This is a genomic window from Pseudomonas tritici, from assembly GCF_014268275.3.
Taxonomy (GTDB): domain Bacteria; phylum Pseudomonadota; class Gammaproteobacteria; order Pseudomonadales; family Pseudomonadaceae; genus Aquipseudomonas; species Aquipseudomonas tritici.
Genome location: NZ_CP077084.1, coordinates 1,717,015 through 1,742,934, shown reverse-complemented (window position 1 = coordinate 1,742,934; position 25,920 = coordinate 1,717,015). Strand labels below are relative to the sequence as shown.

Here is a 25,920-nt window from a genome sequence, read left to right as displayed (position 1 = left end):
GTGACGAAAGGTGTGGCTCAGGGCGCCAGGCGTTCGCGGGTCCAGTCGGCCCCTTGCAAGCGATAGTTCAAGCGGTCATGCAAGCGGCTGGCGCGACCTTGCCAGAACTCGATGCGCTCCGGCAGCAAACGATAGCCACCCCAATGCTCGGGGCAATCGGGCTGGGTATCGCTGAAACGCTGTTCGGTGGCCTTGAGCAGGTCCTGCAGTTCTTCGCGGTCACGGATGACCTGGCTCTGCGGGGACGCCCAGGCCCCCAGACGGCTGCCCAGCGGACGGACCTGGTAATAAGCGTCCGACTCCTCAGGCGTGACCTTGACCACCCGCCCCTCGATGCGCACTTGGCGTTCCAGGGTCGGCCAGAAAAAGGTCATGGCCGCAAACGGCCGAGCCGCGAGCTGTTGGCCCTTGGCACTCTGATAATTGGTGAAGAAGGTAAAGCCCTGCGCATCCAGGCCCTTGAGCAACAGGATGCGGCAGTGCGGGCGACCGTCCTGGTCGACCGTGGCCAAGGTCATGGCATTGGCTTCCACCGGGGGCTGCTCGGTTGTCACCGCATCAGCAAACCACTGGTGGAACAAGGCAAACGGCTCGCTCGGGGACTGGGCCTCGCTCAAACCATCCCGTGTGTAGTCACGGCGCATATCGGCCAGTGCCTGGGTCATGCGGCTTTATCCTTCTGGTTCAGCAGATCAGTTTTTCGCCTGGTCGTTTGCCGGTGCAGCGGCCTTGGCTTTGGCGGGAGCAGGCTTTTTGGCAGCAGGCTTGGCCGGTGCTTTTTTAGCGGCTGGCTTGGCAGCGGCTTTCTTGGCGGCTGTAGCTTTCTTGGCCGGGGCTTTCGCAGCCGGGGCCGGGGCTGGAACGTTCTGTACTGCAACCATTTCAGCCACAGGTGGAGTCTTGCCCGACTGATACTTGCTCAGCAAAGCCAGCATGGTGGTGCGCTGGGTGAACATGATTTCCATACGACGGTTCAGGGCGCGACCCTGGTTGCTGTCGTTGGCGGCACGTGGCATCAGGTCGCCCATGCCGCGCAGCATCAGGCGGTCTTGCTTGAGGCCGCTGAGGCTGAAGATCGAGGCGATGGATTGTGCACGTTCCTTGGTCAGCGCCTGGCTGGCCGGGGCGGTGCCGGTGGCATCGACGTGGCCCAATACCAGTACGGCGGTCTTTGGATCGGCTTCAACGGCCTTGGCAACGCGGGTGAACGGGCCGAGGGTGACGGGCAGCAGCATCGCTGGGCGTTTCGGGTTGTAGGAGCCGTCTACCGGGGCAATCACCACCAGCACATTGTCACGACGCTCCAGTTGCAGGTTGCTGTCCTTGATGGCGGCGCGCAGGCGTGGCTCATAGTCGTCCAGCCAGGCCTGAGTGATTTTCGGATCAGGCATTGGTACGTTGGTCACGTCGACCTTGGCCAATGGCTTAGGTTTGCTTTCGAAAGGCCACCACCATTTGGTGTCGGTGTCGGTCTTGGCGACGACTGGGGCGGCGGCAGGTGCTGGCTCCGCGGCCTTGAGGTCGGCTTTCAGGTCAGCCTTGGCATCGGCCGCCTTTTCGTCGGCGCTTTTGGACGAGAACGGCCACCAGCTGGAGCCGGTGTCAGCCTTGGCGGTTGGCGCTGGGGCTGGCGCAGCAGCGGCGGCCGCTACTGGTGCTGCAGGCTTGGCGCCCGCAGCGGGCTTGGCATCCGGCTTCGCATCCGGCTTGGCGTCGGTTTGGGTCACTGCGTCCTTGGTAGCGGCCTTATCAGATCCAAATGACCACCAATGCCCGCCCTCGGCATCATTTTGTGGAGTTTGTGCGCAGCCGGTAATAGTGAGGCATAGCGCCAGTGCCAAGGACTTGTTCGATAACATGAGATATCCACAAAATGAGAAAAGAAACGGGGGTCTGGGTGACCCGTTAAACAGACGCTTACAGAACATTAAAGTTACGTCATTTCGTTCAGCGTCTTCTTATAGTTGCCTTTGTAACAAAAAAACGTGAAACAGCAAGGGGTTTACAGACAACCGGCCAATATTCCGACCAACTTCTGCGCCCGCGGGTCCATTAGTACATAAGGCCCCAATGTATTAGTCACGAAACCAAACGCTACATCATGCTCGGGATCGGCAAACCCGACCGAACCACCCGCGCCGGGATGCCCGAAAGCACGCGGGCCAAGGCCGAAGGTGGCGTTGGGCAACTGCGGTTGGTCCAACATGCAGCCCAGGCCAAAACGGGTTTGTGTCAATAATGTTTTATCCGGCCCGATACTGTGCTCACGGGTCAATTGTTCAAGCATGTCGGCTTCCAGCAAACTACCGTCCAACAATCCACTATAAAAACCCGCCAGGCTACGTGCATTACCGTGACCATTTGCCGCTGGCTGCTGCATACGCCGCCATTCGGGTTTATTAGTGCTGGTCAGAATAGACGGTGGATTGGCAAAAGCACGTGTAGTCATGGCCTCAGGTTCACGCATCATTACTTGCAGTAAGCGTTGTGCGGCCTCATCGCCCATATTGCCTTTGCTGCGCGCTATATGCGCGACGCGATAAAACTCTTCATCGGCCAGGCCCACATGAAAGTCCAGCCCCAATGGCCGTGCAACCCGCGCCACGATGGACTCTCCCGGCCCGCGCCCATCGGCGCGACGCAGCAACTCACCCACCAGCCAGCCGTAGGTGATCGCCTCGTAGCCATGGCCTTGGCCCGGCGTCCACCACGGTGCTTCGGCCGCCAGTGTGTCGACCATCAGTTGCCAATCGTACAGGGCTTCAGTAGGCAGCATCTGGCGGATCGCCGGCAACCCGGCCTGGTGGCAGAGCAACTGGCGCAGGGTGATGGCTTCTTTGCCTGCCGCCGCAAATTCCGGCCAGTAGTTGGCAACCGGTGCATCCAGTTGCAATTTGCCTTCGGCCACCAGCTGCAGGGCCGTAACGGCGGTAAAGGTCTTGGTGCAGGAGAACAGGTTGACGATCGTATCGCTGTGCCAGGCCTCGCTACCGTCCTTGTCGGCGGTACCGGCCCACAGGTCGACGACGGTTTCACCGCCGATCTGGATGCAGAGCCCGGCCCCGCGCTCCTGGGGGTCATCGAACAACGCGGCAAAGGCTTCACGTACCGCTTCGAACTGGAGTTCGTAATGACCCTGGATCTGCACCTGAACACCCTCGGACAACACAGCAAAAAGTGGCCGACATTGTTCCAGCCCTTGTGGGTTTTGTGAACCCGTCAGCACTCAATCAATGACCATTTCCGGAGTGCCCACCGGCATGCCCGGCGCCCTGCCCCGGGCCTTTGCCTTCGTGCCCGGCCCTGCCCCCTTCGCTTTCGCGCACGGCACCGGCCGCCTTGGCCTTTTCGGCTTCTTTGCCGAGTTGATCGACCGCCGCCAGGTTACTTTTGCGCACGCTTTCAACAAAACCCTGGAACGGTACGTCGGTGATGCCCACCAGGCCAAAGTGGCCGTTTTCACCGTCGAGCAATCGACCGGTCACCGGCTGGTCCAGGTACTGGAACCAATGCACGCCGACAATCGACGGCTCGGCCATGGCCTGCTTCAAGAAGTTGCCGTAAGCCGCGCCACGGTCTTCTTCCTTGGCCAACTGCGTCACGCCACCCCAGAACGGCCCACGGTCGGCCGAGCCGAAGTTGAATTCGGTGATCAGCACCGGCTTGTCCAGCGCACGCAAAGCGGCAAAATCATAGCCGTCCTGCGGCTTAAGCGTGTACATGTTGAAGCTCAGCACATCGCAATACTGCGCGCAGGAGGCCACGGCTTCCGGCGTGCTGACCGCATACCGGCCGCCCAACAGCAGTTGGTTGGGGGCGTGCCATTTCAGCGAGTCGGAGATGGTCTTGAAGTAGGCATCCGCAAACGTCTTCTGGAAGTATCGGAAATCAGCTTCGATTTCCGGGTGCTCAGGGTTGGGAATCGGCGGTTCGAAGCCCGGGTCTTCCATCAATTCCCAGCCCTTCAACTCGATGCCCCAGGCTTTCGACAGGCCCTCTTCGTTACGGTACTTGTCACGCAGTTGTTTGAGGAAGGCGCGCTTGGCCGGTACGTCGGTGGTCATGCGCAAGGTGCCGTAGGCCAAGGCGTAGCGGGATTTAGCATCATCGCCGGGGCCGGCCCAGGCCAGCTCGTTGTCGGCAAAGAAACCGACCAACCACGGGTCGTCACGGTGATCGCGGGCGGCGATAGCCACGGCGCGTTCGGTGGCCATGGCGAAACGCGGGTCGAACGGGTCGGGCATGCCACCCCACCAGTCGGTGCCGGTGCTGATGCTGGCGTAGTCGCCGACGATCGACAGCGGCAAGGTGTAGGGCACACGATCGGCAGTGGTCAAACCCTCGTCGCTCCAGTTGCCTACGGTGTTGAAACCCCAGGCTTGCAGGCGGTCAAGGGTATGGGTGACCCAGCGTTTTTGGTCGAAACCGTCACCGCCATACGTGCGTTGCAAGTTGGCGCCGTAAAAGTCATACCAACGGCCGGCACCAAAGCTACGCCCTTCGCCTGCACCGTTACCGGTACGGTTGTCGCCGCTGCCGTAGTACTTGTCGAAGGGTTCGCCGCCTTTAGGCAACGCCGCGAACATCCATTCACGGCCGGCCACATAAGTCTGGCTGTTGTCCGGGGCCACAGTATTGACGCCCAGGGAGTAGAACGGATGCCCCTCCGGCGTCACCAGGTACCAGCGGCCGTCGCGTTTTTCGGTGCGGAAAAACCCGCTGGCGTCGAACGCCGGGCCTTTGTTCCAGCCGCCGTACTGGTCCAGGGCGGACTTATCCCGCGTGGCCAGCCAGCCCTGAAGTTGCTGTTGTTCCTTGGCCGCAGCGGCTTTGAGTTGCTCGTCGCTGCTGACTTTTTCCGGCCAGCGCGCCCGGGTGGATTGACCATAGGCATCCACCAACTCGCTGTAGGCCGCCTTCAATACAGGCTCGCTGTCCTGCACGCCAAAGCGCTCCAGCAAGATGCTCTGGGCGGCGTTGGGCTTGAGCATCGACAAGGTCACCGAAACCACCTGGCTGCGGTCGATTTCACCCGCGCTGCTGGCGAGCAATACGCGCTGGCCGTCCACGGTGATCGGCATCGGCGGGCCGGCCTTCATGCCCTGGCTCAACGGCGAATTGGCTTGCAACGGGATCAACAAGGTCTGGGCCGGACCGGCCGGCAAGTCAATGCGACTGACCAGGGTGCGGCCATCGCTGCTCTGCACCTTGACATAGAGGGTTAACGCCCAGTCCATCGCACTCTGGATACGCAAGCTCATGGCGCTCGATTGCGCCCAGTCCCAGGTGCCGGTCTGCGGGCTGAGCACCAGGCTCGGTTCGGCCGCCGGGTTGAAGGTGATGCGGCGCAGCACTTCGCCTTCGGCGGTCTGTTCGGCGTTGTATTGCGGCAGGCTGGCGTCCTGGGTCGCCACCTTGACCACATCGGCAGGCCGGACGAAATTGAACAGCGTTTGTTGCCCCGCAGGCGCAGCCATCAAGGGCGCGGTAAACAGCAGGGCAAAAAGAGCGGGCAGCGTGCGAATCATACGAGCAAGGTTCTCCCAGGCGGCCGGTGAATGGCCTGATGACATAATTGAGATAGACCACGAAGTGGGCGAATCCGCCCACGGTGGCTTAAGAAATTTCGCGCCTGAACGGCGGCAAGGCATTGAGGATAGCCTTGCCATAGCGTTGGGTGACCAAACGGCGGTCGAGCAAGGTGATGGTGCCCCGGTCTTCTTCGGTACGCAGCAAGCGACCACAGGCCTGGACCAGCTTCAAGGAAGCATCCGGCACCGAGATTTCCATGAACGGATTACCACCCCGTGCTTCGATCCACTCGGCCAGTGCCGCCTCGACCGGATCATCCGGCACCGAAAACGGGATCTTGGCGATCACCACGTGTTCGCAGTAGGCACCGGGCAAGTCCACACCCTCGGCGAAACTCGCCAGGCCGAACAGCACGCTGGAGTCTCCACCGTCGACCCGCGCCTTGTGCTTGTTCAGGGTTTCCTGTTTGGACAGGTTGCCCTGGATAAACACTTGCTTGCGCCAGTCGCGGTCGAGGCCGTCGAACACGTCCTGCATCTGTTTGCGTGACGAGAACAGCACCAGGGTGCCCCGCGAGCCTTCTACCAGCTCCGGCAGGTCGCGGATGATCGCGGCCGTGTGGGCGGGTGCATCCCGTGGGTCGGCCTTGAGGTCCGGCACCCGCAACACACCCGCGTCGGCGTGATGGAACGGGCTTGGCACTACCGCCGTAACGGCTTTTTTCGGCAGGCCGGCGCGCATGCGGAAGCGATCAAAAGTACCCAGCGCGGTCAGCGTGGCCGAGGTCACCAGGCAGCCGTAGGCGACGTTCCAGAGGTTGCGCCGCAGCATTTCGGCCGCCAGGATCGGGCTGGCGTTGACCTCGATATCAAACAGCGCGCCGCTTTCCGACAGGGTCAACCAGCGCGCCATGGGCGGGTTGTCTTCCGGGTCTTCGACGGTGAAGGCCGTCCACAACTCCCAGTTGCCCTGGGAACGGGAAAGCAGACTGCCGAACAGCGGATACCATTCTTCGGCCTGGTTGCTGGCGATGCCAATGTTGACCTCGCCGTCCATGCCCTCCTTGAGCAGGTCAGTAAGGCGGGTGAACAGGTCGGTCAGGCGCGAGAAGCCCTTCTTTAACTCGATGCCCATTTCGCGCATGTGTTCGGGGATCAACCCACCGACGAAACGATGACGGGGTCGCTCACGGCCCTCGACGTCTTCACCGGGCTTGAAGTCAGCCACCTGCTCGCAGGCGCTGAACATGAATTGCTGTTGGGTCTTGATCTCCCGCGCCAGCTCCGGCACTTGTTCGATCAGCTTGCCCAGGTCGCCGGGCAGCGGATGCTGGGCCAACAACTTGGTGAGGTTCTTCGCGGTGGTTTCCAGCCAGTCGGCAGTGGAACGCAGCCGCGTGTAGTGGGCGAAGTGGCCGATGGCCTTGTCGGGCAGGTGATGGCCTTCGTCGAATACATAGAGGGTGTCGCGCGGGTCAGGCAGCACGGCGCCACCGCCCAAGGCCAGGTCGGCCAGGACCATGTCGTGGTTAGTGACGATCACATCGACCTTGCCCATGCCTTCGCGCGCTTTGTAGAAGGCGCACTGGCCGAAGTTGGGGCAATGGCGATTGGTGCACTGGCTGTGGTCGGTGGTCAGGCGCGCCCAGTCGGCGTCTTCCAGCGCGGTGGGCCAGCTGTCGCGGTCGCCGTCCCATTTATTGCCGGCCAGCTTCTCGATCATGCTGGTGAACAGCTTCTGGCTGACTTCATCCACTTCGATCTTGAAGCCTTCTTCTTCAAACAGCGACGCGGTGGCGGTTTGCGCGTGGCCTTCCTGCAACAGCACGTCGAGCTTGGACAGGCACATGTAGCGGCCACGGCCCTTGGCCAGGGCGAAGGTGAAGTTCAGGCCGCTGTTGCGCATCAGGTCAGGCAGGTCTTTGTAGACGATCTGCTCTTGCAGGGCGACGGTCGCGGTGGCAATCACCAGGCGTTTGCCGGCGGCCTTGGCGGTAGGGATCGCGGCCAGGCTGTAGGCTACAGTCTTGCCGGTACCGGTGCCGGCCTCGACGGCCACGATCGCGGGGTCGCCACTGCGCCGGCCTTCGTCGTCGGTGTCGATATCCCCGAGGACCTTGGCCACTTCGGCGATCATCAGGCGTTGGCCGTAGCGCGGTTTCAAGCTCTTGGCTTCGAGAAAACGCGTGTAGGCGCCCTGGATCGTAGTTTTGAGTTCAGTGCTGATCATGGATAGTCGGGCGCAAAAAACGCTGGATAAATTTTCAGTGGTTCGGATCGGCCGCTATCATACCCCGCTAATTAATCCCGCGCAGAACGGAGTACCTCAATGACTGTGTTTAGCCTCGTTTATACCCTGCATGTACTGGCTGCCCTGATCTGGGTCGGCGGCATGTTTTTCGCCTGGATGATCCTGCGCCCCGCCGCTGTGGCGGCGCTTGAAGGCCCTGCCCGGCTCAAGCTGTGGGCAAATGTGTTTCAACGTTTTTTCGTTTGGGTGTGGGTCGCGGTGGCGGTTTTGCCGATCAGCGGCATTGGCCTGTTGCAGTTGCGCTTCAGCGGGTTTGAGACAGCACCGCGCTATGTGCAGGTGATGATGGGGTTGTATCTGGTGATGACGGCGCTGTTTATCCGTATCCAGGCGTTGAAACTCCCGGAATTGCGCACGGCAGTGGCGGCTGAAGATTGGCCGGCGGGTGCGGCTGCGTTGGGTCAGATTCGCAAGCTGGTGGGAATCAATCTGATCGTGGGGTTGGGGGTGGTGGCAATTGCTTCGGCCCGACCGATGTTCTAAAACCCTCGCGAATCGACGTAGCAGCTGTCGAGCCCTGGCGAGGCTGCGTCCGCGGTGCGTCAGATACACCGCGGACGCAGCCTCGCCAGGGCTCGACAGCTGCTACGGGGTTTCTACAGGCGTTGGATGGTCACTGTACCCGCTGGCCCCGTAGGCCCCGGCTGCCCTTCCAACCCTGGGCGGCCTTTCTCGCCACCGTCTGCGCGGTACACCAGGCAGCCCTTGGACTCGCCGCCGCGACCTGGTTTACCCGCCGTGCCCGCCAGGCCACCGGGGCCACCGTCCACCCACACCTTGATCTGCTGCGCGGGGAAGTCCTGCGGCAACTCAACCCGCACCTGTGCACCTGCCGCGCCGGGCAAACCATCCCCGCCGTTATCGCCATTGAAGCCCCGGCCCGCCGAACCCCAGGTGCAACCCGGGTCCTCACCGTTGGCACCATCCAGCCCGGCATAACCTTGGGCACCGGCGCCGCCACGGGCGTCCACCGAGAGTTCTTCAGCGTTCAGCGAATTGATGCGCAAGATCAAATCACGCCCAGCCTTGGCCGGCTTTTCATGGGTACCGGGAGCGCCGCGTGAGGTGATCTGGCTGCCGTGGTCCAACTGCGCATGGCGCACCTGCAATTGCAGCGCGGTGCCGCCGGGCACGATGGCGATACGGGCGTCACGCCCCAGGTGCAACTCATCCACCGTGACTTGGCTGATGGTGGAAGGCACCAGCAAGGTGCCGTAGTCCGCCACGTCCAGGCGCTCCAGTTGCAACACGCTGGTGCTGCTGGGCAGGCGCATCAACGAGTTGGTTTCAACACTGACGCTTTGCGCCAGGGCAACGGGGCTGACCAACACGGCCAACAGTAAAACCTTACGCATATGAAGCTCCCCGGAATTATTACAAAAGCTATTTCAAATTATTCTTTGGACGCACAGTAACGACTTCTACCGGCGTTTTGCCAGTGAAGGATCAAAAAAGTTAACAAAGGGGAGACTTCAGCGAAAGTTGCCAGCAATGCCCCTGTGGAACCCACAGGGGCAAGGGCCGTCAGCGGTTGATCTGGATTTCCGTGCGACGGTTCAAGGCACGGCCTTCAGCGGTTTTATTGTCAGCCACCGGCTGGCTCTCACCCGCGCCCGTCACCGCCACGAAGGCGCTGCGAGGCACACCGGAGCCGACCAGGTAATCCGTCACCGAATGCGCGCGCTTATCCGAGAGCCGTTGGTTGTAGGCGTCTTTGCCCACGCTGTCGGTATGGCCGGTGACGCGCAGTTGAGCGCTTGGGGCTTCCTGTTTCAGGCGGGTGGCGATGATGTCGAGCTTGGTTTTATCCGCCGCGGTCAGCCTGGCCGAGTCGAATTCAAAATGCACATCGCGAATCACGATGGTTTCTTCCTTGACCACCACGACCTCCTCAACCACGGCCGCTGGCGGCGCAGGCGGACACCCATCGGCATTTACCTGCACACCTTTTGGCGTGCCCGGGCACTTGTCGCGGCTGTCTGGCACACCATCGCCGTCTTCGTCGCCATCGCCGTGCACCCAGCAATAGGCGCCGGCCATGCCACCGATCAGCAACGCACCATAGCCTGCATAGGCCGAGCTTTCAGTGGCACCGATCGCCGCGCCGGTCACACCGCCAACGGCGGCGCAGGTGGGCCAATCGGTTTTTTGCAAACCTGCGCAACCTGTCAATACTCCGGTTAGCAGAACCAAGGGTAGAGCTGTCCGCATGATGCTCATCTGATTTCTCCTGAGGGGATCGGCGGGGGCCGATGGGTGGAGTAAAGACGGCTCTTTTCATCTGCGCCACTGCGCCGCCCCCCTGTATTCATTGAGGTTCGTTGCTCTTGTCGGACTTTTCGCTGCCGCCCGCTCTAGGCCCGCACGCTCAGCCGCGCTAGTCTCTACGGTCCTGATGTGAGGATCTCTGATGACCGCTGGTATTTCTGCCCGTACACCCCAGCAAGCCTTGGCCGCCTTGCTTGATTTGCACCAGCCAAAACGCCTGTTGTTGTTGGGCGCCAGCCAGTTCCCGGCGCTGGAGGCGTTTCAAAAGGCGCACCCGGATACCCAGGTGTCTGTCGCGGCACCGGGAGCCTTGCCGGCGGAGCTTGCCGCACAGCGGTTTGACCTGGCGCTGGTGGTGGACTGCCTGGAGCACCTGTCAAAACCACAAGGCCTGACGCTGCTTGGCGGCATCCGCAACCTCAATGCCAGCCGCATTGCGGTGCTGGTGGACCTGGGCGCCTGCGACTGGAAGGACACCGACTTCTTCTCGCTGGCCCTGCAGGCTGGTGAGCGTTTCCAGCGTGATGAGCAGGTTCTGACGCTGTTTACCTATGATCTGCTTGACTATAAACAAGTACCGGACTGGCTCAACGCCCGCTTTTGGGCCAACCCGGAAAACTTCGGAAAGTACTGGTGGTAACCCCATGAGCACACCCATTTGCCCCTGCGGCAGTGGCAACCTGCTGGATGCCTGCTGCGGCCATTATCACGCCGGGCACCCGGCACCTTGCGCGAGCGCGCTGATGCGCTCGCGCTACAGCGCCTACGTGCTGGGCCTGGTGGACTATCTGGTCGCCACCACCCTGCCCGCCCAACAGCCGAACCTGGACCGCAATGCCATCGGCACCTGGAGCGCACAGAGCACCTGGCTCGGCCTTGAAGTGGAAAGCTCCGAGGTGTTTGGCGGCCAGCCGGAACATGCCTTTGTGACGTTCACTGCGCGCTGGCATGACAGCACCGGCGAACATAGCCACCGCGAGCAGTCCTCTTTCGTACAGAATGACGGGCGCTGGTACTTCATCGACCCGACAGTGGAAGTGAAGGCCGGACGCAACGATCCGTGCCTGTGCGGCAGTGGGCAGAAATTCAAGAAGTGTTGTTCCAGCTATCTCTAGCCACCACAGGGCTCACGCCATGCTCCGGATGTACAGCTTGATGCTGGCGTTAACCCTTGGCCTGACCGGCTGCGCGTCGTGGTTCGAAGACGACTCACCGCCGCCGCACGTGTCCCTGGTGAAAGTCGAAGTGGTGCGCGCCAAGCTGCTGGAGCAGAAGTTCAAGCTGTTCTTTCGCGTGGACAACCGTGACGACGCCGACCTGACCGTGCGCGGCCTGATCTACAAGGTCAGCCTGGGCGACTTCGTGTTGACCGAGGGCGAGTCCGACGAGTGGCTCACCGTACCGCCGCGCAGTCATAAGTTTTTCCGGGTGTCGGTACGCACCAACCTCTGGCCGCAGATCCGTGATGTGGTGCAGATGCTGAAAAACCCCAACAAGCCTGTGCCGTATCGCCTGGAAGGTGAGCTGAAAACCGGATTATTCATCGGTTATGACGTGCAGGTGAACCACAATGGCGAGATAATCCCCGGCGATTTTATTCCGGAGCGACATCGATGACTCAGCAACCCCACGTCCATGGTCCTGACTGCAACCATGATCACGATCACCACGATCACCATGATCACGACCACGGCCATGTCCACGGTCCGAACTGCGGCCACGCTCACCAGGAGCCGGTGCGCAATGCGTTGAAGGACGTGGGTCGCAATGACCCTTGCCCGTGCGGCAGCGAGAAGAAATTCAAGAAGTGCCACGGGGCGTAAGCCACGCTGAAGATCCAAATGTGGGAGCAGGCCCGCTTGTGTCTTGAACCAGGCTTAAACTGAAGGTGAGAGCGGTGAGTGACAAGCTGAATGCCCGAAGTGCTTAAAGCACGTGTGGGAGCCCATGCTGTCACTCACCTCTCCACTCTGGTCATTGAGCCCGAACAGTTGAACGAGCCCACCTCGAACAGTTACAAGCGTGGGCCAAGCCAGAGCGCTCTCACCTTGAGTGTAAGAGGATTTGGCTATGTTTTCCTATCCAGCAGGTATTGATGTCTCCAGCGGTAGCCTCGAGATTCGGGTTGATCAACTGGATGTAGCGATGAGTTGTTCCAATTCGCAGAGTGATTTTCCTGGGTTAATTGGATGGCTAACCCTGCATCGCGTGGGTCGAGTGTTGCTGGAGGCCACTGGCGGTTACGAGCGCAAAGTCATGAAAGCGCTTCAAGCTGCGGGCTTTGAAGTCATACGGATCAACCCTTGCCGAGCCAAAAGCTTTGCCCGGGCTATGGGGCAACAAGCCAAAACCGATCCGATAGATGCACGCCTTCTTGCGCAGTTCGCAGCGGTCATCAAATCGCCCGATAGCCGGGTTACCAGCGCCGAGCAGGATGATTTGCGCGCCCTAGTCCAACAGCGAGAGCACTTTGTTCAGCAAAGAGATGACGACAAACGGCGGCTTAAAACGGCCTCCTCTGACGTGGTCAAGCCTGCGCTGCAGAGTCATATCGACTATTTGCAAAAAGTGCTGAAGGAGCTGGAAAGCCTGATCCGCCAAAGTACAGAACGTCTGGATCGTAAAAAAGTAGCTCTTCTGTGCTCAGTCAAAGGCATAGGACTTGTTACAGCGGCCAGCTTGATGTCCTATCTTCCGGAGCTAGGCGAGGTGGGTAGACATCAGATTGCAGCATTGAGCGGCACTGCGCCCTACAACGACGATAGCGGCAAGCACAAAGGCAAGCGTCATATCAGCGGCGGCAGGTTCGCCGCGAGGCGCTCACTGTATATGGCCTGTTGGTCAGTGATCCGGTTTCAGCCTGAGTTTGCCGCGCGATATAAGGCGCTGCGCGAGAAAGGAAAATGCGCCAAAGTGGCACTCATCGCGTGTATGCGTGTTTTGCTGGTACGCCTAAACGCAATGATCCGTGATGGATCTGAATGGAAAGAGCACGCCGCCTAAAATCCTGCGGTAGCTATTTCCTAAAGCAGTTACACGGAGTACAGCCGTGGGAGCGTTGCCGCCTCTGGAAAAAATGGCTTGATGAAAACCATCAAGACAGTTGCTCCCACATTGGGTTGGTGGATAGGGCCGTATAAATTGCTTCTAAGGTTATGCGCAAATATTTCATTGAATTTTCGCGCGCTGAACATCACCTATACCTACAGGCATCCGCTCAAGCATCCCCCTTTTTGGAGAGCTTCATGATCGACCTGTATTACTGGACCACCCCCAACGGTCACAAAATATCGCTGTTCCTGGAAGAAGCCGGCCTCCCCTACGAGGTGCACCCGATCAATATCGGCCAGGGCGAACAGTTCAAGCCTGACTTCCTGAAGATAGCCCCCAACAACCGCATTCCGGCGATCGTCGATCAGAACCCTGCCGACGGCGGCGCGCCGATTTCGCTGTTTGAATCCGGAGCAATCCTGCTGTACCTCGCGGAAAAAACTGGCCAGTTCATTCCAAAAGACCTGCGCGGTCGTCAGGAAGCCTTGCAATGGCTGTTCTGGCAAATGGGCGGATTGGGGCCAATGGCCGGTCAGAATCATCACTTCAGCCAGTTCGCGCCGGAGAAGATTCCCTACGCAATCAAGCGTTATATAGATGAGACCGCCCGGCTTTACGGCGTGCTGGACCGGCGCTTGGCGGATCGGCCGTTCGTGGCAGGCGAGGCCTACAGCATCGCGGATATGGCGATCTACCCGTGGGTTGTTTCCCACAAGTGGCAGAGCCAGCGGCTGGAAGATTTCCCACACCTGCAGCGCTGGTTCAACAGCATCAAGGAACGGCCTGCGACGGTCCGCGCCTATGAACTGGTGCAGAAGGTCAACCCGCCCAAATCCTGATCTCAAGGCAACTGAGACCTCAGTGTGGGAGCGGGCTTGCTCGCGAAAGCGGTGGGTCAGTCAACCGTACAGGCACTGATACACCGCCTTCGCGAGCAAGCTCGCTCCCACATTTGTCTGCGCAAGACTCAAGATCTCACGCTTTCCCCAAACTCCCGCTTGCGTCGTTTCGCCGCGCTCACTAACGTAGCGCCTTTACTGACGCTACCCCCCGCAGGAGCTTTGCCATGGCCTCGCCAGCCCTCTCACATTTTCTTCCCCGGTTCGGCGTTGCCGCGGCAGTGGCCAGTGCGTTAAGCCTGGCCGGTTGCCAGCTCCAGAACACCCAGGACACCCTGCCGCCGGTCGCCGGCGTGCTGCCGATCAAAGGCCTGGCTCAAAACGTTTCCGTGCGCCGCAATGCCCAGGGCATGCCGCTGATCGAAAGCAATACCTTCCATGACGCGCTGTTCAGCCTCGGTTACGTGCACGCCAGCGATCGCATCACCCAGATGGTCACCCTGCGCCTGCTGGCCCAGGGTCGCTTGGCGGAAATGGCGGGTGCTGAAGTGCTGGACGTCGACCGTTTCATGCGTGCGGTCAACCTGAAAAAAAGTGCCGGCGAGCTGTATAACGCTTCGTCGCCGCGCCTTAAACGCTTCTTTGAAGTGTATGCCCGTGGCGTCAACGCCTACCTGTTCCGCTACCGCGACAAGCTACCGCCAGACCTGGCCCAGACTGGCTACAAGCCGGAATACTGGAAGCCGGAAGATTCGGCGCTGCTGTTCTGCCTGCTGAATTTCAGCGAGTCGGCCAACCTGCAGGAAGAAATTTCATCCCTGGTGCTGGCGCAGAAAGTCGGCGTCGACAAACTCGCCTGGCTGACCCCAAGCGCGCCGGATGAAGCGGTCCCGCTGGCTGAAGCCGAGAAACTCAAGGGTGTGAACCTGGGCCAGATCACCGGCCTGGCCGGGCTGGACGCGGTCAGCCAGCAACTGAGCCGCTTCAACTCACTGGCGGTCACCACCTCGAGCAACTGGGCGATTGGCCCGCAACGCAGCCGCAGCGGTAAAAGCCTGTTGGCCAACGATCTCGCCGCCCAGCCGCAAGCGCCGTCGCCATGGAGCTACGTGCAGATCCGCGCACCGAAATACCAGGCCGTGGGCGCCTCGATTGCCGGCTTGCCGACGCTGCTGTCCGGCTTCAACGGCAAAGTCGCGTGGAGCATGAGCACCGTCAAGGGCGACACCCAGGACCTGTTCCTGGAAAAGGTCAAACGCCAGGGCAACGCGCTGTACTACGAGAACAACGGCAAATGGCTACCAGCAGGTGTGCGTAACGAAACCTTCTTCGTCAAAGGCCAGCGCTCGATTCGTGAAGTGGTGTACGAAACCCGCCACGGTGCCTTGCTCAACAGCAGCCAGGCGCTGACCACCGGCCTGGGCCTGGCGCTGCAAACCGCCGACTTCAAGGACGACAAGAGCCTGGATGCGTTCTTCGACCTGTCACGCGCGCAAAACGCCGCCAAGGCCTCGGACGCAACCCGCGAGATTCGCGCCATTGCGCTGAACATGGTCTTCGCCGACGCCAGCAACATTGGCTGGCAAGTCACCGGCCGCTTCCCCAACCGTCGCGAAGGCGAAGGTTTGCTGCCGTCGCCGGGCTGGGACACGCGTTTCGACTGGGACGGTTACGCCGACGCGATGTTGCACCCCTATGACCAGGACCCGGCCCAAGGCTGGATAGGCACTGCCAACCAGCGCACCGCGCCACGCGGTTATGGCATGCAACTGTCCAACTCCTGGGATGCACCGGAGCGCAGCGAGCGCCTGGCGCAGTTGGCCAATGCCGGCAAGCATGACAGCCGCAGCATGATAGCCATGCAATACGACCAGACCACCACGTTTGCTGCCAAGCTAAAGACCATGTTCCAGGCGCCAGGCATGGCCCAGCCACTGAAACAGGCGATCGATGCGTTGCCGGCGGCTGAGCAGGTCAAGGCACGGGAAGCACTGAATCGCTTGATGGCCTTCGATGGTCGACTGGTGACAACGTCCGCCGACGCCGCCATCTACGAACTGTTCCTGCAGGAAAGCACTCGGCAGATCTTCCTCGACGAACTCGGCCCGGAAAACAGCGCCAGCTGGAAGGCTTTCGTCAGCAATGCCCGCCTGTCCTACGCCGCCCAGGCCGATCACTTGCTGGGCCGCGAAGACAGCCCATTCTGGGACGACGTGCACACCCCGCAGAAAGAAGACAAACCTTTGATCCTCGCCCGCAGCCTGGCCGCGGCGATCAGCGCCGGTGACAGCCAACTGGGTACCGATCACAAGGCCTGGCAGTGGGGCAAGCTGCACACGACTACTTGGAAAAACACCAATGGCCAGGTGATTCGTGGCCCACTGGCGTCCGGCGGCGACCACAACACCTTGAACCCGGCACCGTACAACTGGGGCCAGGATTTCACCACCACCCAAGTGCCGGCGCTGCGCATGATTGTCGATTTCGGCCAGGTGGAACCGATGATGGGCCAGGGTGGCATCGGCCAGTCCGGCAACCCGGCCAGCCCGAACTATGCCAATGGCATCGACCCGGCGCTCAAGGCGCAATACCTGAGCTTCCCGATGCAGCCGCAGAACTTTGAGAAGGTGTATGGGAAAACAAGGTTGACCCTGACGCCTGGTAAGTAACCCGGGGCCTTACTGAAGAAACCGAACCAGAATGTGGGAGCTGGCTTGCCTGCGATGACGCCTTTTCAGTCACTCTTTCAGTGGCTGATACACCGCCATCGCAGGCAAGCCAGCTCCCACATTTGTTCTGTGTACATTCCGATAGAACTTCTGCGCTCAGCCCCGCCTCATAAGTAACAAGCCCACTTCCCCGGTCATTCCATGGACCTTGTCATCGCCCGCCCCGAAGGCCTGTATTGCCCCGCCGGAGATTTCTACATCGACCCCTGGCGCCCGGTGGAACGTTCGGTCATCACCCACGCCCACGGCGACCATGCCCGCACCGGCAACCAGCACTACTTGGCGGCGGCTCCCGGCGAAGGCATCCTGCGCTCGCGGCTGGGCCAGGACATCAACCTGCAAACCTTGGCCTACGGCGAACAACTGGTCCATCACGGCGTCACCCTGAGCTTCCACCCGGCCGGGCATGTATTGGGATCGGCCCAAGTGCGCCTGGAATATCAAGGCGAAGTGTGGGTCGCATCCGGCGATTACAAAGTCGAGCCCGACGGCACCTGCGCCCCCTTCGAACCGGTGCGTTGCCATACCTTCATCACCGAATCCACCTTCGGCCTGCCGATCTACCGCTGGCAACCCCAGGCGCAGATCTTTGCCGGGATCAACGATTGGTGGCAGGCGAACATCGCCGCCGGCAAGGCCAGCGTGTTGTTCTGTTATTCCTTTGGCAAAGCCCAGCGCATCCTGCATGGGATCGACGCCAGCATCGGCCCGATCCTCAGCCATGGCGCGGTCGAGCCGCTGAACCGGGTGTACCGCGAGGCCGGGATCTACATCCCCGAAACCCTGTATGCCGGTGACTTCAAAAAGACCGACCCGTTGTTGCGCCAGGCCTTGATCATCGCCCCGCCCTCTGCCGGCGGCAGCAGTTGGATAAAGCGCTTTGGCGACTATAGCGATGCCTTTGCCAGCGGCTGGATGCGCCTGCGCGGTACCCGTCGGCGGCGGGGTGTGGACAGAGGTTTTGTGCTGTCAGACCACGCCGACTGGCCCGGTTTGTTGTGGGCCGTCGAGCAAACCGGCGCCGAGCGGGTGATGGTCACCCACGGCTCTGTCGGTGTATTGGTGCGCCATCTGCGGGAAAAAGGTCTGGATGCCCAAGGCTTCACCACTGAATACGGCGATGACGAAGAGGAGGCCAGCGCATGAAGGCCTTCGCCGAGCTGTACGCCAACCTCGACGCCACCACCTCCAGCAACGCCAAGCTTGCTGCACTGCAAGCCTACTTTCTGCAAGCGCCACCGGACGATGCCGCCTGGGCGGTGTACTTTCTGTCCGGGGGGCGCCCTCGCCAGTTGGTCCCCACGCGCCTACTGCGGGACATGGCCACCGAAGCGTCGGGCATCGAACCCTGGCTGTTCGAAGAAAGCTACCAGTCGGTGGGTGACTTGGCGGAGACGATTTCCCTACTGTTACCGGAATCCACCTACACCTCAGAAGACGGCCTTGCAGTGTGGCTGGAGGAAAAACTCCTACCCCTGCGTGGCTTGCCTCCGTTGGAATTGGCTGAGCGCCTACCGGCGTTATGGGCGCAACTGGATCAACCCAGCCTGATGGTGTGCATCAAGTTGATCACCGGCAGTTTTCGCGTGGGCGTGTCCAAGTTGCTGGTCACGCGAGCCCTCGCTGCCATGGCCGACCTCGACAGCAAGCGCGTGGCGCAGCGGCTGGTGGGCTACACCGACTTGTCCAACCGCCCTACGCCTGAGGGCTACCTCAAGCTGATCGCCGCTGAATCTTCCGACGAGCATGCGCAAAGGGGTGGGCAGCCCTATCCGTTTTTTCTCGCCCACGGTTTGGCGCAACCGGTGGAGCAGTTCGACACCCTGCTCGGCTCGCCCGCCGACTGGCAGGTGGAATGGAAGTGGGATGGCATCCGTGCGCAACTGGTCAAGCGTGAAGGCCGCCTGTGGATCTGGTCCAGGGGTGAAGAACTGGTCACCGAGCGTTTCCCCGAACTTCACAGCCTGGTCAGTGGCTTGCCCGATGGCACGGTGATCGATGGCGAAATCGTAGTGTGGAAGGACGCGGTGCAACCTTTCGCGCTGCTGCAACAGCGCATTGGTCGCAAGACCCTGAGCAAAAAAGTACTTGAGGACGCCCCGGTCGCAGTCCTGGCCTACGACCTGCTGGAACATCAGGGTGACGACTGGCGCAACCACACTCAGGCTGAGCGCCGCGCGCAACTTGAGCAGGTGATTGCCCAGTGCAACCAACCCTCGTTGCAGGCATCACCGTTGCTGACTGGGAGCAGTTGGCAGGACCTCGCCGAACAACGCGAAGCCTCTCGCAGCCTCGGGGTGGAAGGCATGATGCTCAAGGACCGCAAAGGCCTCTACGGCGTGGGCCGCACCAAGGACATGGGTCTATGGTGGAAGTGGAAGGTGGACCCGTTCAGCATCGACGCGGTGTTGATCTATGCCCAGCGCGGTCATGGTCGACGCGCCAGCCTGTATAGCGACTACACCTTTGCGGTATGGGACGGGCCGCCCGGTACCGAACGCACGCTGGTGCCGTTTGCCAAGGCGTATTCAGGGCTGACGGACGAGGAAATGCGCAAGGTCGACGCCATCGTGCGCAAGACCACGGTGGAAAAGTTCGGGCCGGTCAGCAGCGTCACGCCGAGCATGGTGTTTGAGCTGGGGTTTGAGGGGATTGCCCTGTCCAAGCGGCATAAAAGCGGGATTGCGGTGAGGTTTCCGCGAATGTTGCGCTGGCGACAGGATAAGGCGGTGGAAGAAGCCGATAACCTCGCCACGCTGCAGGACCTTCTGGCCTGACTCAAAACACCTGTGGGAGCTGGCTTGCCTGCGATGGCGGCGGGTCAGCTAATGCATCTGTAATTGACCCACCGCTCTCGCAGGCAAGCCAGCTCCCACCTTTTTGATCTGCATCAGTTCCAAATTGGTGCGATGAATTTTCCATGCCCATTTCCGGGCATCTCCTACACTCAAACTTCCCTCATCCCACCTTTTAAAACGCTCATTCGGAACTATGGTGCAGAAATTGCTACCTGTGATCCGTCTGACACCGTTCAGTAACAGTCCTAAACGCGCCACAAGCGCTTATCTTGGTTTCCAGGGATTACATAATGAAAAAAGCATTGCTGACCCTTTCTGCACTGGCTCTGTGCATGGCCGCCGGTTCCGCGCTGGCCAAGGAATACAAGGAACTGCGTTTTGGTGTCGATCCGTCCTATGCACCGTTTGAATCCAAGGCCGCCGACGGCAGCCTGGTCGGCTTCGATATCGACCTGGGCAATGCGATCTGCGCCGAGCTGAAAGTGAAGTGCAAGTGGGTCGAAAGTGATTTCGACGGCATGATTCCAGGCCTGAAAGCCAACAAATTCGACGGCGTGATTTCGTCCATGACCGTGACCCCGGTGCGTGAAAAGGCCATCGACTTCTCTAACGAGCTGTTCTCCGGCCCAACCTCGCTGGTGTTCAAGAAGGGTGCTGGCTTCTCGACGCCCGAGTCCCTCAAGGGTAAATCCGTGGGCTACGAGCAAGGCACCATCCAGGAAGCCTACGCCAAGGCGGTACTGGATAAAGCCGGTGTGACCACCAAGGCCTACGCCAACCAGGACCAAGTGTATGCCGACCTGACCTCCGGCCGTCTCGACGCTTCCGTGCAGGACATGCTGCAAGCCGAACTGGGCTTTTTGAAGTCGCCAGCCGGTGCGGGCTACGAAGTCAGCGCCGCCATTGACGACCCACTGCTGCCGTCGAAAACCGCCATCGGTATCAAAAAAGGTAACACTGAACTGAAGGCGCTTTTGGATAAAGGTATCAAAGCGTTACACGATGATGGCACCTACGCCACCATCCAGAAGAAACACTTTGGCGATCTGAACCTGTACAGCGGCAAATAATGCCTGGAGCGCCCTTCCCTGGAAGGGCGCTTTTTTATCGCCATAGGTCCTGATTTATGCTCGAAGAACTGTTGCAAACCCTCGGGCTGAGCGCGCTCAGTTTGAAGGGTTTCGGCCCGCTGTTGCTGCAAGGCACGTGGATGACGATCAAGTTGTCAGTGCTGTCCCTGGCCGTCAGCGTCGTGCTCGGCTTGCTCGGTGCCAGCGCCAAATTGTCCAGCCTGCCCTTTTTGCGCATCCCCGCCCAGCTCTACACCACGCTGATTCGCGGTGTACCCGACTTGGTCCTGATGCTGCTGATTTTCTACAGCCTGCAAACCTGGCTCACCGGTTTCACCGACTTCATGGAATGGGAATACATCGAGATCGACCCATTCAGCGCCGGGGTGATCACCCTGGGCTTTATCTACGGTGCTTATTTCACCGAAACCTTTCGCGGCGCAATCCTCGCCGTGCCCCGTGGCCAACTGGAAGCCGCCACGGCCTACGGCCTCAAGCGCGGGCAACGGTTTCGCTACGTGACCTTCCCGCAGATGATGCGCTTTGCCCTGCCGGGTATCGGCAACAACTGGATGGTGATGCTCAAGGCCACGGCGCTGGTGTCGATCATCGGCCTGGCCGACTTGGTCAAGGCTGCCCAGGACGCGGGCAAGAGCACCTATCAGCTGTTCTACTTCCTGGTGCTCGCCGCGTTGATCTACCTGATGATCACCAGCGCGTCCAACTTCGTCTTGCGTCGCCTTGAACGGCGCTACTCCGCAGGCGCCCGGGAGGCAGTGCGATGATCGAACTCTTGCAGGAATACTGGCGCCCCTTCCTTTATAGCGACGGCCAGCACATCACCGGTCTGGCCATGACGATGTGGCTGCTCAGCGCCGCGCTGGTCATCGGCTTTCTGGTGTCGATTCCGCTGTCCATTGCGCGTGTCTCGCGCAATCGTGCCGTGCGTTGGCCGGTGCAGTTCTACACCTACCTGTTCCGGGGCACGCCGCTCTATATCCAGTTGCTGATCTGCTACACCGGCATCTACAGCATCGCCGCCGTGCGCGAACAACCGCTGCTGGACGCATTCTTTCGCGATGCGATGAACTGCACCATCCTGGCCTTCGCCCTCAACACCTGCGCCTACACCACGGAGATTTTCGCCGGGGCGATCCGCAGCATGGCCCATGGCGAAGTCGAAGCGGCCAAGGCCTATGGCTTGAGCGGCTGGAAGCTGTACGCCTACGTGATCATGCCGTCCGCGCTGCGTCGCTCGCTGCCCTACTACAGTAATGAAGTGATCCTGATGCTGCACTCGACCACGGTGGCCTTCACCGCGACGATTCCAGACATCCTCAAAGTGGCGCGGGACGCTAACTCGGCCACCTTCATGACCTTTCAATCATTCGGTATCGCTGCGCTGATCTACCTGACCGTGACCTTCGCGCTGGTCGGTCTGTTTCGTCTGGCGGAGCGCCGCTGGCTGGCGTTTCTCGGGCCGAGCCATTAAGGAGTTTGTATGCGTCATCAGGTTCATGAACTGATCGCGCCAGTGCCAGGTACGGCGCGGCAGATTCACAGTTTTCACTTCGGCCCGGAGCAGGCCGAGGGCAAGATTTACATCCAGTCGTCGCTGCACGCCGATGAGTTGCCGGGCATGCTGGTGGCCTGGCACCTCAAAGTGCAATTGGCGAAGCTGGCCGCGGCCGGTCGCCTGCGCAGCGAGATCGTGCTGGTGCCTATCGCCAACCCGGTGGGCCTGGAACAGGTGTTGATGGATATCCCGCTGGGTCGCTATGAGCTGGAGAGCGGGCAGAACTTCAATCGCCTGTTTGTCGACCTCAGTGAAGCGGTCGGCAACCAGGTCGAAGATTTGCTCGGGGATGATCCTCGGCACAACGTCGAACTGATCCGCGCCGCGCTGTCCACCGCCCTCGCCGCACAAAATGCCGACACCCAGCTGCAATCCCAGCGCCTGGTGCTGCAACGCCTGGCCTGTGACGCCGACATAGTACTGGACCTGCATTGCGATTTCGAAGCCGTGGCGCACTTGTACACCACGCCCGAGGCCTGGCCGCAGGTGGAACCGCTCGCGCGGTATATCGGTTCGGAAGCTAATTTGCTCGCGACCGACTCCGGTGGACAATCCTTCGATGAGTGTTTCACCCTGGTCTGGTGGCAATTGCAGCAACGCTTCGGCGAGCGCTTCCCGATCCCCATGGGCAGTTTTTCGGTGACCGTCGAACTGCGCGGGCAAGGCGACGTCAACCACGGCCTGGCCAGTCTCGACTGCCAGGCAATCATCGATTACCTGATTCACTTCGGCGCCATCACCGGTGATGCGGCACCGCTGCCCGACCTGCCCTACCCGGCCACACCGCTGGCCGGCGTTGAACCGGTGGCGACGCCAGTGGGTGGCCTGCTGGTGTTCAGCGCCCTGCCCGGTGAATACCTGGAGGCCGGGCAACTGATCGCCGAAATCATCGACCCCATTTCCGACCGCGTAACGCCGGTGCACTGCCAGAAGGCCGGCCTGCTTTACGCCCGTTCGCTACGCCGCATGGCCACTGCCGGGATGGTCATCGGCCATGTCGCAGGCAGCGAGGCCTACCGTAGCGGCTACCTACTTTCGCCTTGAGGATGCACGCCCCATGTACAAATTGACCGTTGAAGGCCTGCATAAAAGCTATGGCGACAATGAGGTGCTCAAAGGTGTTTCGCTCAAGGCCAAGACCGGTGACGTGATCAGCCTGATCGGCGCCAGCGGCTCGGGCAAGAGCACCTTTTTGCGCTGCATCAACTTCCTGGAAACCCCCAACGACGGCGCCATGACCCTGGACGGCCAGTCGATCCGCATGGTCAGCGATCGCCACGGCATGCGCGTGGCCGACGACGCCGAACTGCAGCGCCTGCGCACGCGCCTGGCGATGGTGTTCCAGCACTTCAACCTGTGGAGCCACATGAGCGTGCTGGAAAACATCACCATGGCCCCGCGCCGGGTGCTGGGTTGCAGCAAGAAAGACGCCGAAGACCGCGCCCGTCGCTACCTCGACAAGGTAGGGTTGCCGGCGCGTGTGGCCGATCAATACCCGGCATTCCTGTCCGGCGGCCAGCAGCAACGGGTCGCCATCGCCCGCGCCTTGGCCATGGAACCCGAGGTGATGCTGTTCGACGAGCCCACCTCGGCCCTCGACCCGGAACTGGTGGGCGAAGTGCTCAAGGTGATCCAGGGCCTGGCCGAGGAAGGCCGCACCATGATCATGGTGACCCACGAGATGAGCTTTGCGCGCAAGGTGTCGAGCCAGGTGCTGTTCCTGCACAAGGGCCTGGTGGAAGAGCAAGGTGCGCCTGCGGATGTGTTGGGCAATCCCAAGAGTGAGCGCTTGCAGCAGTTTCTAAGTGGCAATCTCAAGTGAAGCAGATGCGCGCATGAAACGTATGGCGTGTGCGTCGGGTTTCAAAGCGCCAGCCTGCCTGCGTGCAGGCACGCGAGACGATTTCCAGGCCAAAGCCGAACCCCGGCGACACGCGCTGTTCCACACGGTTATTGATGATCACCAGTTGCTGCTCAGTGAGGACAACCCGGACTTTACCGGCGCCATGCTGAACAGCGTTGCCCAGCAGGTTCTGCACCACACTGCGGGCTATCGCCTCATTGGCCTTCACGCAGATCGTTGATGCCCCCGTCAGCACCCGCGCATCAGCCGCGAGAGGGTAAAGCAGCTGGTATTTTTCGATCTGCTCGGCGACGACAGCGGACAGGTCAATCGCCGCATGGGGCAATTGACGCGGTTCACGGGCCAGGGACAAAAACAGCTCAATGGTCATTTTCATTCCGGACAACGCGCCCTCCATGCGTAGCAGGCTGCGTGCGGATTTTTCGGCGTTGCAGCCGGGCAAACGCAGGATCGCCAGGCTGTTGTTCAAGATCCCCAAGGGGGTGCGTAGCTCGTGGCTCACGTGCCGGGTAAATGCCTGCTCGCGCAGCAGCGCGGCATTTTGCTGGGTCACCAGAGCCGACAGCGTACGGCTCAACGTGCCGATTTCGTCCTGGCGCTCGAACCCGCTGAATCTGCACGGCCCACGCGGTTCAGAGGCCACGTCCTCCACCAATTGGCTGACGGGCTGGGCAATGGCGCGGGCAATCGCGATGGCCAGGATGGTACCCAGGATCAGGATCAATCCGGCCACCGCGCACAACAGCCCGAAAATCTGAGCGCCGTAGCCTTCGGTCTGGCTGAGTTCAGACTCGTTCAGCATCAGTATCAGCCGCTGCGACGCACCCGGTACAACACTCACGAACACATGGACATCCTCTCCCTCCAGTTCATGGTGACCGGCTGGCAATTGGCGAATGACGGCGGGAAGTTCAGCGTCTCCCGACCAGTAGCCTTGCAGGTAAATGCTGTTGGGCATCGCCGTCGCTGCCCCCTGCGGGCTATGCCGTTCCTCGAACGCCTGTGCCTCAAGCTTCAAATAGCTGGCAATGATGTAGTCCTCTGTCACGTTGACAGTGGCCCAGATCAGCACACTGTAGAACAACGTAATCGTTGCCATGAACGGCAGCAGTGCAGAGAGGATTCGCGCAAAAAAGGAATCAGTAAGGAATCGCAAGACGATAGCCCTTACCGTGAACCGTCCGGATCAGCTCGTTACCGTATGGCTTGCCCAAGGCTTGGCGGAGCCGGTAGATATACGTGCGCAGTGCATCACTGTCTGGCGGATCACCCCCTGGCCACAACGCGGCCTCCAGTTTGCGCCGGCTGACGGGCTCCGGTGCCCCATCGGCAAGCAGGTTCAGCAAGGTGAATTGGAGGGCGGGTAACACCGTGATGACGCCGTTGTAGCGCAACGCCTGCGAGACCGGATCAATCACCAGGTCGCCCAGTTGTTTCACACGGCGTGGCTGGCGCAGGGAGCCCCGGCGGATCAGCGCGCGGATACGCCATAGCAACTCTTGAGGCTCAAAGGGTTTGACCAGGTAATCGTCGCCGCCTGCGTCGTAACCCTCTTGTTTATCGGGCAGTGCGTCACGTGCCGTCAGGAATATAACGGGCGTGTGGTTCTGCTCGCACCGCAACTGGCGACAGGTGTCAAAACCGCTCATGCGAGGCATTGCCACATCCATGACGATGAGGTCGTACTCATGGTGCTGGACACGCTCCAGGCAACTTCGCCCATCGCGGGCAAAATCTACATCGAAACCAAATTCACCGAGATAATCCCCCAACGAACCCGCCAACGCATGATCATCTTCAACTAGTAATATTTCCATCAGGACAAACTCCAAATTCTTACAAACAACTAAGAACATCCCTTCAGCAAACAAATAAAAACTGAC

At 60.6% G+C, this 25,920-nt stretch carries 24 protein-coding genes; 15 read left to right on the top strand and 9 right to left on the bottom strand.

What is annotated here, in order from left to right:
• Positions 1–17 precede the first annotated feature (17 nt).
• The 5 genes from pdxH to dinG form a co-directional block, all read right to left on the bottom strand.
• On the bottom strand, positions 18–665 hold the full coding sequence (gene pdxH / locus HU722_RS07725; RefSeq protein WP_065945390.1) for a pyridoxamine 5'-phosphate oxidase: 648 nt from the start codon (positions 663–665) through the stop codon (positions 18–20).
• Between the two features lie 27 nt (positions 666–692).
• Entirely contained in the window at positions 693–1,859 is a 1,167-nt protein-coding gene (locus HU722_RS07720; protein ID WP_083207064.1) for an OmpA family protein, read from the bottom strand.
• A 143-nt stretch (positions 1,860–2,002) separates the two neighbouring features.
• On the bottom strand, positions 2,003–3,148 hold the full coding sequence (locus tag HU722_RS07715; RefSeq protein WP_065890183.1) for a serine hydrolase domain-containing protein: 1,146 nt from the start codon (positions 3,146–3,148) through the stop codon (positions 2,003–2,005).
• Between the two features lie 82 nt (positions 3,149–3,230).
• Positions 3,231–5,528 carry a beta-galactosidase gene (locus HU722_RS07710; RefSeq protein ID WP_186755351.1) on the bottom strand — a complete coding sequence of 766 codons (2,298 nt, stop codon included), beginning with the start codon at positions 5,526–5,528 and terminating at the stop codon, positions 3,231–3,233.
• Between the two features lie 88 nt (positions 5,529–5,616).
• Entirely contained in the window at positions 5,617–7,761 is a 2,145-nt protein-coding gene (dinG, locus tag HU722_RS07705; RefSeq protein WP_065880050.1) for an ATP-dependent DNA helicase DinG, read from the bottom strand.
• 99 nt (positions 7,762–7,860) lie between these two features.
• Here dinG and HU722_RS07700 point away from each other — a divergent pair, with 99 nt between their 5' ends.
• Positions 7,861–8,325: a CopD family protein gene (locus HU722_RS07700; protein WP_065872409.1), complete on the top strand. Its 465-nt coding sequence runs from the start codon at positions 7,861–7,863 to the stop codon at positions 8,323–8,325.
• 113 nt (positions 8,326–8,438) lie between these two features.
• Here the strand turns inward: HU722_RS07700 and HU722_RS07695 are convergent, their stop codons facing one another.
• Together HU722_RS07695 and HU722_RS07690 are read right to left on the bottom strand one after the other, a co-directional pair.
• Positions 8,439–9,197 (bottom strand): collagen-like triple helix repeat-containing protein, encoded by a 759-nt coding sequence (locus tag HU722_RS07695; protein ID WP_065872410.1) that lies wholly within the window; start codon positions 9,195–9,197, stop codon positions 8,439–8,441.
• Positions 9,198–9,366: 169 nt separating this feature from the next.
• On the bottom strand, positions 9,367–10,062 hold the full coding sequence (locus HU722_RS07690; RefSeq protein ID WP_065872411.1) for a PA1041 family peptidoglycan-binding anchor lipoprotein: 696 nt from the start codon (positions 10,060–10,062) through the stop codon (positions 9,367–9,369).
• A 190-nt stretch (positions 10,063–10,252) separates the two neighbouring features.
• Between HU722_RS07690 and HU722_RS07685 the strand changes: the two genes are divergently transcribed.
• The 14 genes from HU722_RS07685 to HU722_RS07620 all read left to right on the top strand — a co-directional run bounded on the left by HU722_RS07685 (position 10,253) and on the right by HU722_RS07620 (position 23,995).
• Entirely contained in the window at positions 10,253–10,750 is a 498-nt protein-coding gene (locus tag HU722_RS07685) for a DUF6231 family protein (RefSeq protein WP_049709632.1), read from the top strand.
• 4 nt (positions 10,751–10,754) lie between these two features.
• Complete coding sequence (locus HU722_RS07680) at positions 10,755–11,225, top strand: YchJ family protein (protein ID WP_065872412.1); 471 nt, start codon at positions 10,755–10,757, stop codon at positions 11,223–11,225.
• Positions 11,226–11,244: 19 nt separating this feature from the next.
• On the top strand, positions 11,245–11,727 hold the full coding sequence (locus HU722_RS07675) for an LEA/WHy family protein (RefSeq protein ID WP_065872413.1): 483 nt from the start codon (positions 11,245–11,247) through the stop codon (positions 11,725–11,727).
• Positions 11,724–11,933 carry an SEC-C metal-binding domain-containing protein gene (locus HU722_RS07670; protein WP_065890089.1) on the top strand — a complete coding sequence of 70 codons (210 nt, stop codon included), beginning with the start codon at positions 11,724–11,726 and terminating at the stop codon, positions 11,931–11,933. The genes HU722_RS07675 and HU722_RS07670 overlap by 4 nt, the downstream gene beginning before the upstream one ends.
• Before the next feature lie 247 nt (positions 11,934–12,180).
• On the top strand, positions 12,181–13,113 hold the full coding sequence (locus HU722_RS07665; protein ID WP_065875287.1) for an IS110 family transposase: 933 nt from the start codon (positions 12,181–12,183) through the stop codon (positions 13,111–13,113).
• 242 nt (positions 13,114–13,355) lie between these two features.
• Complete coding sequence (locus tag HU722_RS07660; protein ID WP_065872414.1) at positions 13,356–14,000, top strand: glutathione S-transferase N-terminal domain-containing protein; 645 nt, start codon at positions 13,356–13,358, stop codon at positions 13,998–14,000.
• Positions 14,001–14,227: 227 nt separating this feature from the next.
• Positions 14,228–16,669: a penicillin acylase family protein gene (locus HU722_RS07655; RefSeq protein ID WP_186755051.1), complete on the top strand. Its 2,442-nt coding sequence runs from the start codon at positions 14,228–14,230 to the stop codon at positions 16,667–16,669.
• A 201-nt stretch (positions 16,670–16,870) separates the two neighbouring features.
• Positions 16,871–17,875, top strand: a complete 1,005-nt coding sequence (locus tag HU722_RS07650; protein WP_065872416.1) for a ligase-associated DNA damage response exonuclease — start codon at positions 16,871–16,873, stop codon at positions 17,873–17,875.
• Positions 17,872–19,506: an ATP-dependent DNA ligase gene (locus tag HU722_RS07645; protein WP_186755052.1), complete on the top strand. Its 1,635-nt coding sequence runs from the start codon at positions 17,872–17,874 to the stop codon at positions 19,504–19,506. Before HU722_RS07650 ends, HU722_RS07645 begins: the two co-directional genes overlap by 4 nt.
• A 311-nt stretch (positions 19,507–19,817) precedes the next feature.
• Positions 19,818–20,597 (top strand): transporter substrate-binding domain-containing protein, encoded by a 780-nt coding sequence (locus HU722_RS07640; RefSeq protein ID WP_065872418.1) that lies wholly within the window; start codon positions 19,818–19,820, stop codon positions 20,595–20,597.
• 56 nt (positions 20,598–20,653) lie between these two features.
• Positions 20,654–21,382 carry an ABC transporter permease gene (locus HU722_RS07635; protein WP_065872419.1) on the top strand — a complete coding sequence of 243 codons (729 nt, stop codon included), beginning with the start codon at positions 20,654–20,656 and terminating at the stop codon, positions 21,380–21,382.
• Positions 21,379–22,089, top strand: coding sequence for an ABC transporter permease (locus HU722_RS07630; protein WP_065872420.1), 711 nt, complete (start codon positions 21,379–21,381; stop codon positions 22,087–22,089). The genes HU722_RS07635 and HU722_RS07630 overlap by 4 nt, the downstream gene beginning before the upstream one ends.
• Before the next feature lie 9 nt (positions 22,090–22,098).
• Positions 22,099–23,217 (top strand): succinylglutamate desuccinylase/aspartoacylase family protein, encoded by a 1,119-nt coding sequence (locus HU722_RS07625; protein ID WP_065890096.1) that lies wholly within the window; start codon positions 22,099–22,101, stop codon positions 23,215–23,217.
• A 13-nt stretch (positions 23,218–23,230) separates the two neighbouring features.
• Positions 23,231–23,995, top strand: a complete 765-nt coding sequence (locus tag HU722_RS07620) for an ABC transporter ATP-binding protein (protein WP_065880055.1) — start codon at positions 23,231–23,233, stop codon at positions 23,993–23,995.
• Here the strand turns inward: HU722_RS07620 and HU722_RS07615 are convergent.
• Together HU722_RS07615 and HU722_RS07610 are read right to left on the bottom strand one after the other, a co-directional pair.
• Positions 23,988–25,136 carry a sensor histidine kinase gene (locus HU722_RS07615; RefSeq protein WP_186755053.1) on the bottom strand — a complete coding sequence of 383 codons (1,149 nt, stop codon included), beginning with the start codon at positions 25,134–25,136 and terminating at the stop codon, positions 23,988–23,990. The two genes, HU722_RS07620 and HU722_RS07615, sit on opposite strands and share 8 nt — an antisense overlap.
• A 40-nt stretch (positions 25,137–25,176) precedes the next feature.
• The gene (locus tag HU722_RS07610; RefSeq protein WP_065910497.1) at positions 25,177–25,854 is read right to left on the bottom strand and encodes a response regulator transcription factor; all 678 of its coding nucleotides are present in this window, start codon (positions 25,852–25,854) and stop codon (positions 25,177–25,179) included.
• Positions 25,855–25,920: the final 66 nt, after the last annotated feature.

Coding starts and splice junctions, on each gene's coding strand:
- pdxH (WP_065945390.1), bottom strand. CDS start 665: ATGACCCAGGCACTGGCCGATATGCGCCGTGACTACACACGGGATGGT.
- HU722_RS07720 (WP_083207064.1), bottom strand. CDS start 1,859: ATGTTATCGAACAAGTCCTTGGCACTGGCGCTATGCCTCACTATTACC.
- HU722_RS07710 (WP_186755351.1), bottom strand. CDS start 5,528: ATGATTCGCACGCTGCCCGCTCTTTTTGCCCTGCTGTTTACCGCGCCC.
- dinG (WP_065880050.1), bottom strand. CDS start 7,761: ATGATCAGCACTGAACTCAAAACTACGATCCAGGGCGCCTACACGCGT.
- HU722_RS07700 (WP_065872409.1), top strand. CDS start 7,861: ATGACTGTGTTTAGCCTCGTTTATACCCTGCATGTACTGGCTGCCCTG.
- HU722_RS07695 (WP_065872410.1), bottom strand. CDS start 9,197: ATGCGTAAGGTTTTACTGTTGGCCGTGTTGGTCAGCCCCGTTGCCCTG.
- HU722_RS07690 (WP_065872411.1), bottom strand. CDS start 10,062: ATGAGCATCATGCGGACAGCTCTACCCTTGGTTCTGCTAACCGGAGTA.
- HU722_RS07685 (WP_049709632.1), top strand. CDS start 10,253: ATGACCGCTGGTATTTCTGCCCGTACACCCCAGCAAGCCTTGGCCGCC.
- HU722_RS07680 (WP_065872412.1), top strand. CDS start 10,755: ATGAGCACACCCATTTGCCCCTGCGGCAGTGGCAACCTGCTGGATGCC.
- HU722_RS07675 (WP_065872413.1), top strand. CDS start 11,245: ATGCTCCGGATGTACAGCTTGATGCTGGCGTTAACCCTTGGCCTGACC.
- HU722_RS07670 (WP_065890089.1), top strand. CDS start 11,724: ATGACTCAGCAACCCCACGTCCATGGTCCTGACTGCAACCATGATCAC.
- HU722_RS07665 (WP_065875287.1), top strand. CDS start 12,181: ATGTTTTCCTATCCAGCAGGTATTGATGTCTCCAGCGGTAGCCTCGAG.
- HU722_RS07660 (WP_065872414.1), top strand. CDS start 13,356: ATGATCGACCTGTATTACTGGACCACCCCCAACGGTCACAAAATATCG.
- HU722_RS07655 (WP_186755051.1), top strand. CDS start 14,228: ATGGCCTCGCCAGCCCTCTCACATTTTCTTCCCCGGTTCGGCGTTGCC.
- HU722_RS07650 (WP_065872416.1), top strand. CDS start 16,871: ATGGACCTTGTCATCGCCCGCCCCGAAGGCCTGTATTGCCCCGCCGGA.
- HU722_RS07645 (WP_186755052.1), top strand. CDS start 17,872: ATGAAGGCCTTCGCCGAGCTGTACGCCAACCTCGACGCCACCACCTCC.
- HU722_RS07640 (WP_065872418.1), top strand. CDS start 19,818: ATGAAAAAAGCATTGCTGACCCTTTCTGCACTGGCTCTGTGCATGGCC.
- HU722_RS07635 (WP_065872419.1), top strand. CDS start 20,654: ATGCTCGAAGAACTGTTGCAAACCCTCGGGCTGAGCGCGCTCAGTTTG.
- HU722_RS07630 (WP_065872420.1), top strand. CDS start 21,379: ATGATCGAACTCTTGCAGGAATACTGGCGCCCCTTCCTTTATAGCGAC.
- HU722_RS07625 (WP_065890096.1), top strand. CDS start 22,099: ATGCGTCATCAGGTTCATGAACTGATCGCGCCAGTGCCAGGTACGGCG.
- HU722_RS07620 (WP_065880055.1), top strand. CDS start 23,231: ATGTACAAATTGACCGTTGAAGGCCTGCATAAAAGCTATGGCGACAAT.
- HU722_RS07615 (WP_186755053.1), bottom strand. CDS start 25,136: ATGGCAACGATTACGTTGTTCTACAGTGTGCTGATCTGGGCCACTGTC.
- HU722_RS07610 (WP_065910497.1), bottom strand. CDS start 25,854: ATGGAAATATTACTAGTTGAAGATGATCATGCGTTGGCGGGTTCGTTG.